This is a genomic window from Kribbella antiqua, from assembly GCF_004345665.1.
Classification (GTDB): domain Bacteria; phylum Actinomycetota; class Actinomycetes; order Propionibacteriales; family Kribbellaceae; genus Kribbella; species Kribbella antiqua.
Genome location: NZ_SLWR01000012.1, coordinates 105,671 through 119,733, shown reverse-complemented (window position 1 = coordinate 119,733; position 14,063 = coordinate 105,671). Strand labels below are relative to the sequence as shown.

Below are 14,063 nucleotides of genomic sequence, written 5' to 3'. Positions count from 1 at the left end.
TTCATGGCTGAGCCGTGCACAAGGTCGCGGAGATACGCCTACGCCGTGCCGGTCAGAGCCTGGAGGCCGAGGCTGCCGACTGCGACCAGGGCCCAGAGGATTGCGCCGAGGAGGAGGGGGCGGGGGCCTGTGTCGCGGAGTTCCTTTGGGCGCAAGGACAGTCCGATCGCGACGAGGGCGGACGTGATGAGGAAGGTGCCGAGGAGGGTGAGGGTTGGGAGCCACGTGTCCGGTACGGCGCCGGCGGTGCGGAGGGTGGCGGCGGCGAGGAAGCCGATGAGGAAGAGCGGGACCAGCTTGCGCCAGGGGAGGCGTCTCGCTGGATCGGCGTCGCGGCGGGATTTCAGGGCTACGAGGGTGAGGACGATCGGGATCAGGGTGAGTGAGCGGGTCAGCTTGACGACCAAAGCTTGGTCGCCGGCCTGCTGGCTGTAGGCGTAGCCGGCGGCGACTACCGATGAGGTGTCGTTGATGGCGGTGCCGGCCCAGAGGCCGAAGGCTTCGGGGCTCAGGCCGAGCAGGTGGCCGAGCGGCGGGAACGTGAGTACGGCGACGACGTTGAAGGTGAAGATGGTCGCCAGCGCGTACGCGACCGAGGAGCGTTTGGGGTTGATCGCCGCGGTAGTCGCCGCGATCGCGGAGGCGCCGCAGATCGCCGTACCGACGCCGATCAACGTCTGCGTGTCGCCGCGGACGCCCAGCAGTCGGCCGAAGAGCCAGGCTCCACCTAGTGCGATGGCCAGCGTGCCCAGCATCACGGGCAACGAAGAGCTGCCTACGCGAGCCACCTGCTGCAGGGAGAGGCCCGTCCCTAGTACGACGATCGACGACTGGAGCAAGGTCTTCGCGGCGAAGCTGTATCCAGGCCGGCACCGCTCGGATCGCAACGCTGGAACGGCAACCCCGGCCAGCACCCCCAGCACGATTCCGAACACAGGCCCGCCGACCACGGGTACCAATCGGCCGAGCGGGACTGCGACCCCCGCGAGCCCGAGGACGACCGCCAAGCCGGGCAGCCGGCGGGACGTCGCCCGCAGCGCCGAACTGAGGTGAGGATGAGGAGTAGGCAGAGTGGCTGGTGGCCTAACCTCGACCTGCACCATTGACCGGATCTCCTCGGCTCGAAAAATGTACGCACATTTAAGCTAAGAGATGACCGGACATTTGGCAACCTCAGACGGAGGCGGGACCCCAGATGACCGAGCGCAGGCTTGACCGCTCCGGCGGACAGCCGCTCTGGAAGCAGTTGCAGCAGGACCTGGTCCGGCGACTGCGAGCCGGGGAGTTCGACGAGCTCTTCCCCGGCGAGCTCGTGCTGGTCGATGACTACCAGGTCAGCCGGCACACCGTCCGACAGGCGCTGTCGAAGCTGCGGACCGACGGTCTGATCGTCGCCGAGCGCGGTCGCCAGCCCCGCGTCGCCACCACGCCGGAGATCCGCCAGCCGATGGGCGCGCTGTACAGCCTGTTCTCGAGCGTCGAGGCATCAGGGCTGACGCAGCACAGCGTCGTACGGGCGCTCGACATCAGGGCCGACGGTGTCATCGCGGCCCGCCTGGAGCTGGAGGAGTCGATCCCGCTGCTCTACCTCGAGCGCCTCCGCTTTGCTGGAGACGAGCCGCTCGCGCTGGACCGGGTGTGGCTGCCGGCTTCAGTCGCAAGGCCTCTCCTCGACGCCGACTTCACTCACACCAGCCTTTACAACGAACTGGCTGCCCGCACCGGACTCCGTCTCGACCACGGCCGCGAGGACATCCGAGCCGTCGTACCGACCCCGGCCGAACGTGCCGTGCTCCACTGCCCGCCGGAAGCCGCCGCATTCTCCATCAACCGCACGGGCACCTCGCAGGGCCGCCTGGTCGAATGGCGCCACACCCTGGTCCGCGGCGACCGCTTCGCCCTCTCCGCCGAATTCTCAGCAAGCATCGGCTACCGCCTAACCACCCACGCCGACGCCTGACCGAACAGGCCATCCGCGGGCGCCAACACGTCCTCGTCCGGCACGGACATCGAGACACGCGCTGCGGTTGTGCCGGTCTTGTCTAACGACTAATAATGCCTTTTGATCGTTAGAGCAGGAGGCGGAGTGATGGATTACCGGCCGGAGCTTGTCGGCGGGCATGTGGCGCTCGATCTGGTCAACACCGTGGCGTGGCGGCTGGATGATCGGCGGCGTGTCGACCGGCTCGCGGATCCGGGCAACCTGCGGAAATGGTTGACGGCGACCGGCCTGAAGCCGTCTGACCGGGGAGTGCGGACCGCCACGTACGACGCGCTGGTGCGGTGCCGTGAGACTGCTTATGCGGTGTTGCAGCCGCTCGCGATAGGTGCGGAGCCGAGCTCGGCGGATCTCGCCGTACTGGGTGAACTGGTCGAGGAGGCCGTCCGCAAGGCCTCGCTGGTCAGCATCCGGCCGCTGATCTGGCGTGCCGACTCCATCGCCGATCGGGTGCGGTTGTCCGTCTGGCGACTCTTCGAGGACGAGGACCTGAGCCGGCTGCGGCAATGCGATGACGACGATTGCGGCTGGTTGTTCCTTGATCGCAGCAAGAACGGCTCGCGCCGGTGGTGCAGCTCGGCGGACTGCGGCAATCGGGCCCGGGCTCGCAGGCATTACCAGCGTCGCCAGACCGGAGCATTGGCGTGATGGCGATCGACCGGCCTGCCCTCGCCGCGGGCATCCGGCTAGGGCTCGGACCTGCCGGAGCGGGTTTCGTACTCGCGCTCAGCTTCGGCGCCGAGGCAGAGGCTCGGGGGTGGGGCGTCGGCTTCCCGGTCCTGTTCTCGGCCCTGGCCTTCTCGGGATCGGCGCAGTTCACCTTGCTGACCGCACTGTCCGGCGGCACTGTGGCGGCGGCGATCGCCTCGGCGGCGCTGATCAACGGGCGCTATCTGGTGATGAGTGTGGCCCTGAACGACAGCCTGCACGGAAGCCGGCTGACCCGGGCACTGCAGGCGCAGGCGCTCGTCGACGCGTCGTTCGTCTTTGCTCACCGCAACGATGGCCGGTACGACGTGTCGCGCTTGATCGGCGCCAGCCTGCCGCAATGGGTGGCCTGGGTGCTCGGGACCGCGGTCGGTGCGCTGACCGCACCGTCGCCTGACCTGATGCACCGGCTGGGGCTGGATGTTGTGTTCCCTGCGTTCTTCCTGGTGCTCGCGCTGGACGAAGTCAGGCGTTCCCGCCGAGCGCTCGCCGCGTCCCTGCTCGGCGCGGTTGTCGCCGCCGGCCTGTTGGTGGTGACCGATCCGGGCTATGCGCTGCTCGGAGCCACGGTGGCCGCATTGATCGGGCTGCTTCCGGAACCTGAGCTCGAGCGTGAGGAGACGTCGTGAAGTTGTGGCTGGCGGCCTTGGCCGTGACTGTCGTGAACTGGCTCATGAAAGCCGGTGGCCCGCTCCTGATGGGCGAACGAAAGTTGCCGCCTGCAGCGGTTCGGGTCGTCGTACTGATAGCGCCGGTACTGCTCGCCGGCCTCATCGTCACCGAACTGGGCGCCAAGCGCCTGGACTGGACTCAACTCGCCGGTGTCGGTGCCGCCGGAATCCTCTCCGTCGTCCGTGTCCCGCTCCTGCTCGCAGTCGCCACCGGAATCGTCCTCACCGCCGCCATCCGCCTGCTGATCGGCTGACGTGCGTCAGGCTGGCCAACTCACCGCCCTCGAGGACTGATCAATGATCGGCGGTTTGGTCGGACAGCCAGAGGTTGGTGAGGCCTTTGAAGTGGGCGTAGAACTGTTCGTGCTCGTTCTCCGGGTACGTCGTCGTGATGGTCTCGCGGAGGAGGCGGTCGAAGTCTGGGCCGGCGACCCAGTCGCGGACTCGGGCGTCGAAGTCGCCTAGGTGTTCGGCGCACCACTCGTGGTATTTCGCCGTCTCGAAGTGCTCGTCGGCCAAGGCCAGATAGGCGCTGATCTTGGCGTCGTAGTCGAGGGACTCGTCGTCGGCGATGGCGAAGTAGCGCTCGGTGTGCAGGTCGACCGAGCTGCGCCGGCCGGTGGCTAGGGAGAAGACCGACCATTTGACCAGCGCGCTGATCGCCCACGGGAAGTAGTAGTGCAGCGACGTCACCGCGACGTCCGGGCAGGCGTTGGCGTAGTCGATCGGGTGGACCGAGTCGCCCTTCACCAGCATCTCGCAGGAGTTGAACTCCCAGCCGAAGAACGCGTTCACGATCCGGCTGATCGCGATCGCCTGGTGCCCGGCGGACGGGCTGAGGAAGTCGTGCGAGACGGCGTACCGGTTGTGCATCGGCTCGTCCGGGCGGAAGTCCATCACCATCGTCTCGGCGCCGATCGACAGTGCCCGGGCGAACTTGTCGTACTCGACCGTCGCCTGCAGGTGCATCAGCATCTCGCCGGACTGGTCGTAGGCCTGGTGCAGGTCGACCTTGTTGTTGATCCGGGACACCCCGCGCCAGCCGCCGCCGTCGAACGGCTTCATGTACATCGGGTACCCGAGGTCCTCGGCGATCGCGTCCAGGTCGAAACCCTTGTTGTACTTCGCCGACGTGTACGCCCAGCGCACGTTGTCGACCGGGTTCTTGTACGGCACCAGCACGGTCCGCGGGATCTTCAGCCCGAGCCGGAGCATCGCGCAGTACGCGCTGTGCTTCTCCATCGACTGGAAGGTGAACGGCGAGTTCAGCAGGTACGTGCCGTTCATCAGCGCGGCCTTCTTCAGCCACTCGCGCGGGTGGTAGTACCAGTACGCGAGCCGGTCGATCACCAGCCCGACCCGGACCGGGTCGTTCAGGTCGAACGGCTCGATGGTCAGCCGCCGGGACCCGAACTCGTGCTCGGCCCCGTCGATGTTCACCGGCCCGACCCGCTGCAGCAACGCCTCGAACGCCTGCGGCCAGTCCTCCTCGGCCCCCAGCAACAATCCGATCAAATGCCGAGAACGGTCAGACATGGTGCTCCTTAAATGGTCGGTTGTCCGGGGGAAGGGAAGAAAGGAAAGAAGAAGAGTGGAGGGCGGCAGACTCCTAACAGAATCGGGGCAGGTGATGGGCGATCTGCTTACGCCACCAGGGCCAGTCGTGCGCTACGTCGTACCCCCACAGATCGAAGTCATGTGGGATGCCTTTCGATGCGAGTACGGCGGCAGTCGCGCGAGCGGACGGCAGCGATCCGGTGGGGTTGGTCTCCCAGTCGCCCTGGCCGACCGTGAGGACGATGAAGATCCGGCTGCGTAGCCAGTCGAGGTGATCACCATCGAGATTGGGCAGGTAGTCGGCGGGATTGTTGAAGTACGTCGCCTCGCCGCGCTCACCCCAGGCGTGCCAGCTGGCGGCGTCGTAGTTGCCGGACTGGCAGATCGCGATCGGGAACAGGTCGGCCCGCTTGAAGGCGAAGTTGAGCGCGTGAAAGGCACCCAGGCTGCAGCCGGTGGTGATGATGTCGCCGACGCCGGGCGAGTCCGCGCCGATGGCCGGGACCACCTGGTTGACGATCCAGGACTCGTAGAACCCGTGGTGACGGGCCCGGTCCTCGAGCTGGATGCTGCGGTCCGACCAGCTGCGGTGGTCGTAGGAGTCCACGCAGTACAGCTTCACCCGGCCGGCCTCGATCAGGTCCGCGACGGCGTCGACCATGCCGTTGTTCTCGTAGTCCCAGGCGCGGCCCTGCTCGCTCGGGAACACCAGCACCGGTCGGCCGTAATGGCCGTAGCGGATCAGCGTGCCGGGCCGGTCAAGCCCGGGCGCCTCCAGCTCGACCTGTTCCCGCTCCATCAGCCTCACCCCAGGCTCGTCGCAGTAGATCCGTCAGCTCAGGATCCAGCACATCACGCCAAGCTGTGAAGTTGTGCATGTCCGGCGTTTCGCCGAGTTCGACCCGCAGCCCGAGCTCGGCCAGCTTCGCCGCCATCACCCGGTTGTTGTGGACGTTCTCCTCCGGCGTGCCGGCGGTCATTGCGACCATCGGCGTACTGGGGGCCGTGGTTGCCGTCAGCACCTGGTTCACGAATCCGGTGACCTGGGCGTAGAACTCGAACTTGGCTTCCTGCGGGTCCGTCTCCGGCGTGAAGAACGACCCCGACTGCAGAAACAGCCCGCCGAACGTGCCGGGATGGTTCCACTCAGCATGCAGCGCCGCCAACGCACCCAGGCTCGCACCCATCATCACTGGTCGACGGCTCCGGTACTGCGCCTTGATCGCAGGCAGCACGTACTGCGTCAGGGCCTCGGCGTACTGCGTGTTGGCGGCGTACCAGAGGTTCCGGGCGGTCGGGTGGATCAGGGCGAGCCGGAACGGCGGCAGTGCGGACCCGGCGACCATCGCGCCGGCGTAGTGCGTCAGACCGGCGTACGCGGCGAACTCGGGACCGTCGTGGGCGAGCAGCAGCGGCAGCTCGAAGGTCGGCGCGATGCCTTCCGGCGCCCACACCTGGAGGTCGACGGTTCCCACCGGGGAGTCCACCGTGAGTGGTGTCAGAGCGGAGGGGATCTGCGTGCTGGTGAGCCAGGCGGGCTCGACGTACCCGGGGAGTGGCAGCCAGGAGTGTTCGCCGAACGCACCGCCGACCAGCCGCGGATTCGTCGGATCGGTCCGCATGCCCAGATCAGCGATGTCGAACAGGTACTCCATCCGGTGCACGGACGGGCGCGGCAGCCGCAGCTCCCAGCCGTAGTCGACCGGTTTGAACTCCAGCAATTCGGCCGCGAGCCCCAGCTCCTGCCACAACCTGACCCCGGTGAAGGCATGCGAACGGTCGGCGAGGCGGAACACCACCTCGGCCCCTTCGACCGCGCTCACCACATCAGGCATCCGACCAAGGTACAGCCGGAAAAGCTGACATACCTTGTCAGTGATGCTGTTCTATCGTGGCAAGGTGGTCGATCTCACGGATATCCGGGCGCTGACGGCGGACCTGCCGCGCAGTTACGAGGTGCTGGTCCGGGACCAGATCAAGTTCCGGGTCGGCCAGATCGTGTACCTGGCGGTCGCGCCGGACGAGAAGACGATCGGGATCGGATTCCCGCGCGAGGAGCGGGAGGCGGCGCTGGCGGCCGAGCCGGACAAGTTCTTCCCGCCGCGACCGTCGGACGAGCGCTTCCAGTGGATCCAGGTCCGCCTGGACGCCCTCGAGTACGACGAACTCCGCGAACTGATCCTGGACGCGTGGTCGATGTGCGTCCCGAAGAAGGTCCGCGCCGAGTACTTCGGCACCGGTGCAGGGGCCTGAGGCAACCATCCTCCTGAGGGAGGAGACGGCTGCGACCGAGGGCCTACTTTCGGCGTCGCAGAACCGTCCTGGCGACCGATGGATGACAACGATTCACCAAGCATGCTTGACGATATGACCGGAGACTTCCTACCTCACCGTCGCAAGGCGTCGGTGAAAGCCCAGTTGCTGACAGTCCTTCTCCTGCTCGCCGCCGCGGCGCTCGGAATCTATCTGTCTTCCTAGGACTCCCAGCGGACCTCGGCCTCGCCCGGTCGCACCACACCTGCCTCGTAAGCCACCACGACTGCTTGGACTCGGCTGGAGAGGCTGAGTTTGGAGAGGACGGAGCTGACGTGGGTTTTGACGGTGGTTTCGCTGACGAAGAGTTTGGTGGCTAGGTCTCGGTTGGAGAGGCCGCGGGCCATCCAGACGAGGATCTCGCGTTCACGTTCGCTCAACTGCCCCAGCAGCCCCACCCAGCGTCCGTCCGGCTGCGGCGGCGCGGGTTGCGTCGTACCGCTGCCGACCTGCCGCTCGAGCTCCATGCAGCGCTCCAGCAGCACCCGCGTCGACGACGGGTCGACCAGCGAGTCGCCGCGGTAGACCGCGCGTACGGCGGACACCAGCAGATCGGGATCGGTGTCCTTCAGCAGGAACCCGGACGCCCCGGCCCGGACCGCGCTCAGCACATACGCCTCGTCGTCGAACGTCGTCAGCACCAGTACGGCGGGACGCGCCCGCCCCGCCTCCTTGTTGGCCGAAGTGATCCGCTCGGTGGCGACGAGTCCGTCCATCACCGGCATCCGGATGTCCATCAGTACGACGTCTGGGTCGTACTGGTCGATCAGCCGGAGCGCCTCCTCGCCGTTCTCGGCCTGGGCGACCGTGGTCAGGTCCGGTTCGTGGTCGAGGATCATCGACAGGCCCATCCGGATCACGCCCTGGTCGTCGACGACCAGGACCCGGATCTGACCGTCAGTCACCTCTGCGGCGGCAGCCATGCCTGTACCCTCCATCCACCCAGTGGCCCGGCGGCGACGGCCAGTGTGCCGCCGACCGCTGTCGCTCGTTCCCGCATCCCGATCAGCCCGTTGCCGCGGCCGCTTTCGCTCCGCCGGGCGGTCTCCAGGACGTTCACCGGCGGCGGTCCACCGCTGCCGTTGTCGTCGATCGTCAGGAGCTCGCCCTGCGGTCCACTCTGCCAGGTCACCCGAGCCGCGGTCGCCTTCGCGTGCACCATCACGTTGGTGAGCGCCTCCTGAATGATCCGTACGGCGGTCAGGTCGGCGGCCGAGGTCAGCTGCCGCTGCCGCGACGGCAGCTCCATGCTCACGTCGATGCCGACAGCCTTCAGCCGGTCGCCCATCCGTGCCACGTCGGCCAGGTCCGGCACGGGCGTCGTCCCGCCACCAGAGCCGCCGGAGCCCGCGGACGCGGCGTCCGGCGACGCCGTGTTCAGCACCCGGACCGTCTCCCGCATCGCGGTCAGCGCTTCCTTGCCGCTGGCAATGATCCAGCGAATCGCCTCCCGCAGCACCTCAGGCCGCTGGTCGGCCACCCGGTCGGCGGCCTGGGCCCGGATCACCACCGCGCTGACGTGGTGGGAGATCACATCGTGCAGATCACGCGCGATCCGGGTCCGTTCCGCGACCGCCGCCCGCTCGGCCTCGACCGCGCGCAGCCGGACGAGTTCGGCGTTGCGCTGCTCCAGCAGGGCGACGCTCTTCCGCCGCCGGCGGGCGTCCGCACCGAGCAGGACCATGCCGCAGATCAGTGCCTCGGCGAACACGAACAGGGAGACGTCGATGTAGTTGTAGAGGCTCGGCAGATCGCGGGGCAGGCTCTTGTACCGGTCGCCGTACAGGATTGCGCGGTTCACCTGACCGAGGACGATCGCGACCACGGTCGGCAGCCCGATCATCAGCCCGGCCAGGCTGCCCATGGTGAAGAAGAGACAGGTGAAGCGCCGTACGCCGCCTGAGGCCGCCAGGTACCCGACGACCAGCAGCGGGACCAGGTGGATCTCCGACTGCAAGGCGGCGTCGCTGATCTCGGGCTGTCCGAAGATCGTCAGGCCGACCTGGGCGGCGAGGCCGGTGCCGACCGCGGCGTACAGGAACGGGTAGAGGACCGAGACCACGACAAGCGTCATGCGCGGGAATTGCCGGCCGCAGGCGACCGTGGCGACCAGGAAGACGCCGGTCACCACCGAGACCATCGGGTTCTGCGGCCGCAGTCCGCTGTTGTTGATCAGACTCAGCGCCCCGAACCAGACCAGCCCGATCAGCGCCGCGAGCAGCAGATCCTGCTGCGCCTGCGGCAATCGACGCCAGTAGGTCCACATGCCAGAGAGCCTAGTCACCGCGTGTTAGCGGAGGCTTCATCTGCCCGAACGGGCGCGCTCTCCAACTTTAGGAGGAGGCTGGGCGTCCGATTGGATACCCAGGTCCGACTTCCGGGTCGCAGACACGGTCCCTGGGACCGATGCACCGACCATGCCGAATCCGAAAGGCTGTACCCATGACGACCGACCCGCCGCCCCGTCGGACCGCCTCGGTTCGGCTGCGGTTGCTGTCCGTGATCGGGGCGGGCGGAGTGGTGCTGGCGGTCGGGTCGCTGGTGATCTGGCACGGACAGGTGGGGGAGTTGTTCGGACTCGCGGCGGACAAGGAGCCGGTGGTGTCGAGCGTGAACGCCCCCGCGGTCTCCGGGCCGCCGGTCACGACGAAGTCCGTGCGTACGCCGACTCCCACGCCGACCCGTACGACGACCAAGCCGCCGAAGAAGACCCAGCCGACGACCAAGCCGACGTACGGCGAAAGCAGCATCAGCGGGCTGTCGCCGAAACTGAAGTCTCGCCTCAAGAAGGCGATGGCAGGCGCGCGGGCCGACGGCATCACGATCAGGATCACCTCCGGTCGCCGGAGCGCGGCCAAGCAGCAGCGGCTGCTGAACGAGGCGATCCAGAAGTACGGCTCCTACAAGGCGGCGACGCGCTGGGTGCTGCCGCCGAAGTACTCCGCGCACGTGCAGGGCACGGCCGTCGACATCGGGCCGGCGGCGGCTCGGCAATGGCTGAACCGGAACGGCTGGCGGTACGGCGTGTGCCGCCGGTACGACAACGAACCCTGGCACTTCGAGGCGCTGACCACCCCCGGCACGAAATGCCCACCGCGCGAACCGTACGCGCGACCCGTGTCCGACTGATCTGACAAAGAGGAGATCACCATGACGATGACTTATGCACAGCCCGTGACCCGGCGCTACGGCCGTTCCCGGCTCGCCGTACCCACGTTGTGGCGCCAGGTGATCCGGAAGGCAGACGAGACCGCAGTGACGGAGCCGGACCGGTCCGCGCACACGCAGCTGGAGATCTACGACGGCATCCTGGCCGCGTTCGAGCGCCGCGCCGAGGTGCTGAGCGTGCTGAAGACGTCGCCGGACCGGCAGACCGCCGTACGGCGTCTGCGGGAGCTGCTCGAGGTGAGCCACCTGCAGGCGACAGCCATCGTGGACCTGCCGCTCACCACCGCGTCGCACGACCGGATCGCACGCCGCGCCGCCGAGCTCCGGGCCGCCCTGAACCGCTGACCCGGCGTCACCCGGCGTCTCACGGCTCGCCTGGTGAGGTGCAGAGCTTGAGTGGCGTGGGGAGGATGGAGGGGTGATCACGATCGAGCAGGCCGGGCGACTGCGCAAGGCTGGGGTGCTGTGGGCACCCGCGGCCGGGGATCGCTTCGTCGTACCGGACCGGGACATGGACGACGACGTGTTCGTGGTGAGCGACATGACCGTCGAGGTGCACGACTACCAGGGCAGCAAGGTGATCGGCTTCAACGGCACCACCGAGTGGGCCCTGGACAGCATCGAGCAACGCGAGGTCATCTGGCTGCCCCGCGAGGAGCAGCTCCGCGCCCTCCTCGGCGAGCATTTCCGCAAACTGGAAGCCGTGCCGGACGGCTACACCGTCGAGCTCACCAACACGACCCATACCGCCCCCGACGCCGAACAGGCCTACGCCGACGCCGTCATCCACCTGCTGGGCGCGTAGCCCGCCAGTACTGCTTCTTCTCCCGGTCTTTCACCGTGTAACCGAGCTTCGCCACCTCGTCGCGAAGCTCGCGCAGGTCGGCCTTGCCTTTGTCGCCGTCCTCGAAGGCCTTCGACCGCGCCAGCCCGACCAGCGGGAACCCGCCGAACAGCATCACCTTGTCCGCCGCCGAATGCCCGATCACGGTGCTGTCCGCCATGCCCCGAACGTAGTGGAGCCAGCGGAGAACTTTAGTATCGAATGAGGGAACCGAAGAACAGGACGTACTCCTCTACGTATGCCGCCTCGCACGCTCAGCGGGCCCGGCGGCAGGGCCGCTGGGCCGACTACCTCCTGTCCGTCGGTACGCTCGACCAGGTGACAGGCGGCATTTGGTTGCGGTTCCTCTCCGGCCCGGAGATCGACGAGCTCGGGTTGACTCGGCTGGAGATCGTGGATGCGGTCGAGGAAGCTGTCCGGGAGCACGGCGAAGGCCGGACGAGCTTCGAGCCGCGGGTGCATCTGATGCCGGACAACGGCGGCATCGGCCACTTCAATGTCCTGCGCGGTCACCTCGACGGCCTCGGCGAGCACGGCATCAGCGGGGTGAAGGTGGTCGGCGACTTCGTCCCGAACTACCAGAAGGGCCTACCCAGCGAGCTGGCGATGGCTACGCTGTTCGACCCGACGACCGGCGTTCCGCTGGCAGTGCTGGACGCGACCATGATCACCGCGGCAAGGACCGGTGCCATGACCACGGTCGGCGCGCGGCACCTTGCCCGGCGGGACAGCAAGATCCTCGGACACGCCGGAGCTCGCGGTACGGCGTGGTGGAACGTCACCATGCTCGACGACCTCTTCGACCTGGACGAGATCCGGGTGACGTCGCGGCGGCCGGAGTCGCGGGAGAAGTTCGCGGCCGAGTTGTCCGCTGAACTGTCCACGCCTGTGCGGGTGGTGGCGACGGCCGAGGAAGCCTTCGACGGTGCCGACGTACTGGTCGAGGCGACGCGGCTGACCGAACCGGAGCCGTTGCTGCGGACATCGGCCGTGAAGCCGGGCGCATTCGTCGTGCCGTACGGAACCGTCAGCGCGGTTGAGCTCGATCTGCTCGACGTGATGGACAAGGTGGTCGTGGACGACTGGCGCGAGGCGCAGTCCGGGCGATTCGGGTCGCTGCGGCGGCACGTCGACTCGGGCCGGTTGTCACCGCAGACGTTGTACGCCGAACTCGGCGAGATCGTTGCCGGTCGTAAACCCGGCCGGGAGAACGATGCCGAGCGCAACCTTTTCTGGCATCGCGGATTGTCCTTGCTGGACGTCGCTATCGCTCACCTGATCCTGCGCAAGGCCGAAGCCGCCGACGTCGGCACGATGCTCCGGTTCCACTGACATGCTGATCACCGAGCCGTCCGACCTCGACCCGGCCAGCCCCGAGCCGATCGAGCTCGCGCCGGCCTTGCTCGACCGCCTCGCGAAGATCCGGTACGACGTACTCCGCGCGCTGCAGGCCGGTGATCCTGTCTACGGCGTCAACACCGGAATGGGGGCCATGAGCAAGGTTCGCCTGACCGAGGAGGAACAGCGCACCCACCAGAGCAATCTCCTGCTCGGCCGGGCGGTCGGAGGTCCGCCGTGGCTCCCGCCCGACGAAGCACGCGCTGTGCTGATCGGCCGGCTGCGGACGTTCCTGACCGGTGATGCCGGTGTCTCCGTCGAGCTGATTCAGCGATTGATTGCCTTGATCAACAGTGGCGAAATGCCCGAGATCCCCGCGGGCGGCGCTGGTTCGGCCGGGGAGATCATCCCGTTGGCCCATGCCTTTGGCTCGCTCCGGCTCGAGCTTGGTCCCAAGGAGGGCATCGCGCTCCTTGCCGGGATTCCGGGCGCGACCGGCCGGGCGGCGCTCCACGCTTCCCGAGCCCGTCGGCTGGTGGATCACCTGAGCGCGGCCGCGGCCGGGTCGATCGCTGTGATCGGCGCGAACCGTGCGCCGTACCACCCACTCACTGCCCGAGGCGACGATGTGCTGGCGGCCGAGCTCACCCGGCTCAGGGATCTTGCCGGGCCCGAAGCTGAGCCGCGAAGTCTGCAAGCGCCGGTCTCGTTTCGCGTTGCTGGGCACGTGATCGCGCACGTTCGACGGACCCTGACCCAGCTCGAGGAGGCGGTCGACCGGGCATTCGCCGGGGTCACCGACTCACCGGCGTACCTGGATGGCGAGTTCATCGGTACGGCGGGCTTTCACGGGATCGACCTCGCCGCGCACTGCGATCACCTGACCGCTGCCCTCGCCCACGCGGCCGAGGTCTCCGCCGCCCGGCTCCACCGCCTGCTCGACCCGTCCGTCACTGGCCTCCCCGCTCAGCTCGCCCACGAACCAGGCCCGCAGGCCGGTCTCGTCGCCGTCCACAAACGAGCCGTCGCCACCACTCACGCCCTTCGCCGCCTGACGTTGCCCTCGGCAACCAGTACGGCGGAGACGTCCAACGGCCAGGAAGACGTCCAGACCTTCAGCTGGGAGGCCGTCGGTGTCCTCGCCGACGCCGTCCGCCTGACCCGCGAGGTCACCGCCTGCGAACTCCTCGCCGTCCACCAGGCCTTCGCTCTCGCCAAGCGCCCGTATCCACCAGGTCTGCGTCAACTGCTCGGCGACGTCGCGGCCGTCGTACCGCCGATCGAAGCCGACCGTCCGTTCGGCGAGGACCTGGCCAGACTGCTGGATCTCCTTGATCCGTCAGTCATTGCTGGTGGCTCACACAGTCGTTGATCGAAAAGCCAGTGCGACACGCCGATCAATTGGTAGTTGCAAGTAGCTTGCGCGGGGTCTGTGTCGTTGGACTGATGCGGGCTTGTGGATTCT

17 protein-coding genes are annotated in these 14,063 nt (G+C 67.7%); 10 read left to right on the top strand and 7 right to left on the bottom strand.

Features of this window, described 5'->3' with window-relative positions; translation table 11 throughout:
- Nucleotides 1-38: 38 nt before the first annotated feature.
- The gene (locus tag EV646_RS30795) at nt 39-1,103 is read right to left on the bottom strand and encodes a YeiH family protein (protein WP_132154823.1); all 1,065 of its coding nucleotides are present in this window, start codon (nt 1,101-1,103) and stop codon (nt 39-41) included.
- Nucleotides 1,104-1,195: 92 nt separating this feature from the next.
- Here EV646_RS30795 and EV646_RS30790 point away from each other — a divergent pair, with 92 nt between their 5' ends.
- The 4 genes from EV646_RS30790 (at nt 1,196) to EV646_RS30775 (ending at nt 3,632) form a co-directional block, all read left to right on the top strand.
- Nucleotides 1,196-1,960, top strand: coding sequence for a GntR family transcriptional regulator (locus EV646_RS30790; RefSeq protein ID WP_132154821.1), 765 nt, complete (start codon nt 1,196-1,198; stop codon nt 1,958-1,960).
- A gap of 129 nt (nt 1,961-2,089) precedes the next feature.
- Nucleotides 2,090-2,647, top strand: coding sequence for a CGNR zinc finger domain-containing protein (locus tag EV646_RS30785; RefSeq protein ID WP_132154819.1), 558 nt, complete (start codon nt 2,090-2,092; stop codon nt 2,645-2,647).
- Nucleotides 2,647-3,336 carry an AzlC family ABC transporter permease gene (locus tag EV646_RS30780; RefSeq protein WP_132154817.1) on the top strand — a complete coding sequence of 230 codons (690 nt, stop codon included), beginning with the start codon at nt 2,647-2,649 and terminating at the stop codon, nt 3,334-3,336. Before EV646_RS30785 ends, EV646_RS30780 begins: the two co-directional genes overlap by 1 nt.
- The gene (locus EV646_RS30775) at nt 3,333-3,632 is read left to right on the top strand and encodes an AzlD domain-containing protein (RefSeq protein WP_241996433.1); all 300 of its coding nucleotides are present in this window, start codon (nt 3,333-3,335) and stop codon (nt 3,630-3,632) included. The genes EV646_RS30780 and EV646_RS30775 overlap by 4 nt, the downstream gene beginning before the upstream one ends.
- A 40-nt stretch (nt 3,633-3,672) precedes the next feature.
- Here the strand turns inward: EV646_RS30775 and EV646_RS30770 are convergent, their stop codons facing one another.
- The 3 genes from EV646_RS30770 to EV646_RS30760 all read right to left on the bottom strand — a co-directional run bounded on the left by EV646_RS30770 (nt 3,673) and on the right by EV646_RS30760 (nt 6,770).
- Nucleotides 3,673-4,914 (bottom strand): ATP-grasp domain-containing protein, encoded by a 1,242-nt coding sequence (locus EV646_RS30770; protein WP_132154815.1) that lies wholly within the window; start codon nt 4,912-4,914, stop codon nt 3,673-3,675.
- 73 nt (nt 4,915-4,987) lie between these two features.
- Nucleotides 4,988-5,734, bottom strand: coding sequence for an esterase family protein (locus EV646_RS30765; RefSeq protein ID WP_132154813.1), 747 nt, complete (start codon nt 5,732-5,734; stop codon nt 4,988-4,990).
- A complete protein-coding gene (locus tag EV646_RS30760; protein ID WP_132154811.1) occupies nt 5,694-6,770 on the bottom strand; it encodes an alpha/beta hydrolase in 1,077 nt (358 codons plus the stop codon). Before EV646_RS30760 ends, EV646_RS30765 begins: the two co-directional genes overlap by 41 nt.
- A gap of 43 nt (nt 6,771-6,813) precedes the next feature.
- On the opposite strand from EV646_RS30760, the gene EV646_RS30755 reads away from it, so the two are divergent.
- On the top strand, nt 6,814-7,188 hold the full coding sequence (locus EV646_RS30755; RefSeq protein ID WP_132154810.1) for an MmcQ/YjbR family DNA-binding protein: 375 nt from the start codon (nt 6,814-6,816) through the stop codon (nt 7,186-7,188).
- Nucleotides 7,189-7,409: 221 nt separating this feature from the next.
- Here EV646_RS30755 and EV646_RS30750 read toward each other — a convergent pair whose 3' ends face one another.
- Nucleotides 7,410-8,153: a response regulator transcription factor gene (locus tag EV646_RS30750; protein WP_199237300.1), complete on the bottom strand. Its 744-nt coding sequence runs from the start codon at nt 8,151-8,153 to the stop codon at nt 7,410-7,412.
- Complete coding sequence (locus EV646_RS30745) at nt 8,150-9,514, bottom strand: sensor histidine kinase (RefSeq protein ID WP_132154806.1); 1,365 nt, start codon at nt 9,512-9,514, stop codon at nt 8,150-8,152. Before EV646_RS30745 ends, EV646_RS30750 begins: the two co-directional genes overlap by 4 nt.
- 176 nt (nt 9,515-9,690) lie before the next feature.
- Between EV646_RS30745 and EV646_RS30740 the strand changes: the two genes are divergently transcribed.
- The 3 genes from EV646_RS30740 to EV646_RS30730 all read left to right on the top strand — a co-directional run bounded on the left by EV646_RS30740 (nt 9,691) and on the right by EV646_RS30730 (nt 11,221).
- Nucleotides 9,691-10,377 carry a M15 family metallopeptidase gene (locus EV646_RS30740; RefSeq protein ID WP_132154804.1) on the top strand — a complete coding sequence of 229 codons (687 nt, stop codon included), beginning with the start codon at nt 9,691-9,693 and terminating at the stop codon, nt 10,375-10,377.
- Nucleotides 10,378-10,398: 21 nt separating this feature from the next.
- Nucleotides 10,399-10,761 (top strand): hypothetical protein, encoded by a 363-nt coding sequence (locus EV646_RS30735; RefSeq protein WP_132154803.1) that lies wholly within the window; start codon nt 10,399-10,401, stop codon nt 10,759-10,761.
- Nucleotides 10,762-10,834: 73 nt separating this feature from the next.
- Nucleotides 10,835-11,221, top strand: a complete 387-nt coding sequence (locus EV646_RS30730) for a pilus assembly protein CpaE (RefSeq protein ID WP_132154801.1) — start codon at nt 10,835-10,837, stop codon at nt 11,219-11,221.
- Here the strand turns inward: EV646_RS30730 and EV646_RS30725 are convergent.
- A complete protein-coding gene (locus EV646_RS30725; protein ID WP_132154799.1) occupies nt 11,199-11,420 on the bottom strand; it encodes a CysS/YqeB C-terminal domain-containing protein in 222 nt (73 codons plus the stop codon). The genes EV646_RS30730 and EV646_RS30725 overlap by 23 nt on opposite strands.
- Nucleotides 11,421-11,461: 41 nt before the next feature.
- On the opposite strand from EV646_RS30725, the gene EV646_RS30720 reads away from it, so the two are divergent.
- Both EV646_RS30720 and EV646_RS30715 read left to right on the top strand, forming a co-directional pair.
- The gene (locus tag EV646_RS30720) at nt 11,462-12,592 is read left to right on the top strand and encodes an ornithine cyclodeaminase family protein (protein WP_241996432.1); all 1,131 of its coding nucleotides are present in this window, start codon (nt 11,462-11,464) and stop codon (nt 12,590-12,592) included.
- 1 nt (nt 12,593) lies between these two features.
- Entirely contained in the window at nt 12,594-13,970 is a 1,377-nt protein-coding gene (locus EV646_RS30715; protein WP_132154797.1) for an aromatic amino acid lyase, read from the top strand.
- Nucleotides 13,971-14,063 lie beyond the last annotated feature (93 nt).

Excerpts from the sequence above, each read along its gene's own strand:
- EV646_RS30720 (WP_241996432.1), top strand. The coding sequence starts at position 11,462 with ATGAGGGAACCGAAGAACAGGACGTACTCCTCTACGTATGCCGCCTCG.
- EV646_RS30760 (WP_132154811.1), bottom strand. The coding sequence starts at position 6,770 with ATGCCTGATGTGGTGAGCGCGGTCGAAGGGGCCGAGGTGGTGTTCCGC.
- EV646_RS30735 (WP_132154803.1), top strand. The coding sequence starts at position 10,399 with ATGACGATGACTTATGCACAGCCCGTGACCCGGCGCTACGGCCGTTCC.
- EV646_RS30725 (WP_132154799.1), bottom strand. The coding sequence starts at position 11,420 with ATGGCGGACAGCACCGTGATCGGGCATTCGGCGGCGGACAAGGTGATG.
- EV646_RS30715 (WP_132154797.1), top strand. The coding sequence starts at position 12,594 with ATGCTGATCACCGAGCCGTCCGACCTCGACCCGGCCAGCCCCGAGCCG.
- EV646_RS30770 (WP_132154815.1), bottom strand. The coding sequence starts at position 4,914 with ATGTCTGACCGTTCTCGGCATTTGATCGGATTGTTGCTGGGGGCCGAG.
- EV646_RS30765 (WP_132154813.1), bottom strand. The coding sequence starts at position 5,734 with ATGGAGCGGGAACAGGTCGAGCTGGAGGCGCCCGGGCTTGACCGGCCC.
- EV646_RS30755 (WP_132154810.1), top strand. The coding sequence starts at position 6,814 with ATGCTGTTCTATCGTGGCAAGGTGGTCGATCTCACGGATATCCGGGCG.
- EV646_RS30745 (WP_132154806.1), bottom strand. The coding sequence starts at position 9,514 with ATGTGGACCTACTGGCGTCGATTGCCGCAGGCGCAGCAGGATCTGCTG.
- EV646_RS30785 (WP_132154819.1), top strand. The coding sequence starts at position 2,090 with ATGGATTACCGGCCGGAGCTTGTCGGCGGGCATGTGGCGCTCGATCTG.
- EV646_RS30740 (WP_132154804.1), top strand. The coding sequence starts at position 9,691 with ATGACGACCGACCCGCCGCCCCGTCGGACCGCCTCGGTTCGGCTGCGG.
- EV646_RS30780 (WP_132154817.1), top strand. The coding sequence starts at position 2,647 with ATGGCGATCGACCGGCCTGCCCTCGCCGCGGGCATCCGGCTAGGGCTC.
- EV646_RS30795 (WP_132154823.1), bottom strand. The coding sequence starts at position 1,103 with ATGGTGCAGGTCGAGGTTAGGCCACCAGCCACTCTGCCTACTCCTCAT.
- EV646_RS30790 (WP_132154821.1), top strand. The coding sequence starts at position 1,196 with ATGACCGAGCGCAGGCTTGACCGCTCCGGCGGACAGCCGCTCTGGAAG.